1 protein-coding gene and 1 pseudogene are annotated in these 1,948 nt (G+C 75.9%); both read right to left on the reverse strand.

Features of this window, described 5'->3' with window-relative positions:
* Positions 1-744, reverse strand: a pseudogene (locus AC0CYZ_RS27220) (hypothetical protein); the annotation flags it as partial.
* 259 nt (positions 745-1,003) lie between these two features.
* The coding region (locus AC0CYZ_RS27225) for a lytic transglycosylase domain-containing protein (protein ID WP_472221199.1) at positions 1,004-1,948 on the reverse strand (945 nt) is incomplete at its 5' end.

Genomic DNA, 1,948 nt, shown 5'->3' on the forward strand with positions numbered 1-1,948 from the left:
CTCCCACCCGGCGTCGTCCAGGGCCGCGTCGCGCAGCTGGTCGCGGTTCTGGCCGGTGATCGTCCGGTGCTCGGGGCCGTCGTACTCCACTCCGACCTTGCGCCGGCCCGCCGGCACGTCCGGCCAGCCGAGGTCGAGCCACCGCACCGTGCCGTCGGCCACCCGGACCTCGTACTGCGGGATCGGGGCGGGCACGCCGCGGAGCACGAAGTTCAGGCGCGCACGGGTCTCCATCAGCGACATGGCCCGTCCGTCCATCAGCTCGGTCACCCGCCGCAGCTGCGCCGACCCCCGGACGCCCCGGTGGGCCGCCGCCAGAGCGTGCAGGTGGTCCGCGGTGAGCCCGCAGCGGAAGGCGAGCGAGTCGACGGCGGCGATCGCCTCGATCAGCGGCGCGCGCCGGGCCAGATCGAACGCGGTGCGCGCCGGAGTCGTGAGGCGGACGCCGTAGCGGGAGCACACCTCGTCCGGGAGCAGGCGATCGCGGCGGACGGTGACCTCGGCCGAGGTCGGCCGGCGACTGGTCGCCATCACCAGCTCGCGGTCCTCCCACGGGCACTCGGCGCCGTACGCCAGCGCGGCGAGCGGACCCGCCACCACGCCGTCGTCGCGACCCCACAGGCCGACGGCCCGCACCCAGGTCGAGTCGTCGACCTCGGCGAGGGAGCCGATGTAGACGTCGGTCAGCAGCGGACGGAAGGCCGGCCCGGCCAGGCGGGCCCAGGTCACCTCCCCGGCCGCCACCGCCCGGGATCCGCGGAACGGACGGCTGGTGCGTGCGTCGACACCCACGGGACTTCGACGCGGCCGGGCGCCGATCGGCTCCATCCCGGTCGGACACCCATGATCAGGGAGTCACTGCACGCTCGACGGAGATCCGATCGACGTGCAGGGGCTCCCTCGCGGCGGCATCTTCGTGGCGGCCCCGTCCTCGCGAGGCGGCGGGAGGCGGCTCGGGGGACAGCCGACGTGGTCCCCACGGACAGGCGAGGTTGCCGCCCGGCTACGGCGTCGTGCTGGACGCGTAGGCCTGGGCGGCGGCGTAGACGCGACGGCCGTAGTCGTCGGAGTTGTTGTAGGAGAGCACCGCCGAGCGCCAGCCCTGGCCGGTGGCGAGGTCCCGCCCGCCGGCGCAGAGGTAGCGTCCGGCGGCGAGGGCCGCGTCGAAGATGTTGTCGGGGTCGGCGCGTCCGTCGTTGTTGCCGTCGGCGCGCCACTTGGCCCACGTCGAGGGGATGAACTGCAGCGGGCCGACCGCGCGGTCGAGGGTCGGGTCGCCGTCGAGGACCCCGCCGTCGGTGTCGCTGATCGTCCGGTTCCCGCTGGTGCCGTCGAGGGGGACGCCGACGATGCGCGGCTCGATGTCGCCGTTCGGCTCGATCTGCGCGCCGCGGTAGCGACCGTGGTTGGACTCGATGCGCGCGAGCCCGGCGATCGTCACCCACGACAGGTGGCACTGCGGGTCCACCTGGCGCATGGTCAGGTCCGCCATCCCGTAGGCCTGCAGCGCGATCGGCGGGACGTTCGTCCGGGGGCCGAGGCCGTTGGCCCAGGCCGAGACGGTCGGCGCGCCCGCGCCGGGCGTCGCGGTGTTCGTGCCGGGCAGGAGGGCCGAGGGAGGGGCGAGCGCGGTCGGCTGCCCGACCGTGCCGAGGTCGACCTGGGCGGGCGCGACCTCGAGCGCCGGGATCTCCTCCGGGCCGGCGTCGGTGCGGCCGAACTGACTGCGCTGCTGGAGCACGACGACTGTGCCGATCACCGCCGCGACGAGCACCAGCACCAGCGCGAGGCGTCCGAGGGCTGCAGTCCGCCGCGGCGGGGTGGGGGTCGACGACGGCGCGGGCGGGCCGCCGACCGGCAGCGGTCCGACCGGGGACGAGCGCGTGCCCGGCCCGACGCGCGGCGCGGTCGCGGACATCGCGGCGGCGACCGGGGCCGAGGCCGGTGA

Source organism: Actinomycetospora sp. (assembly GCF_055612215.1).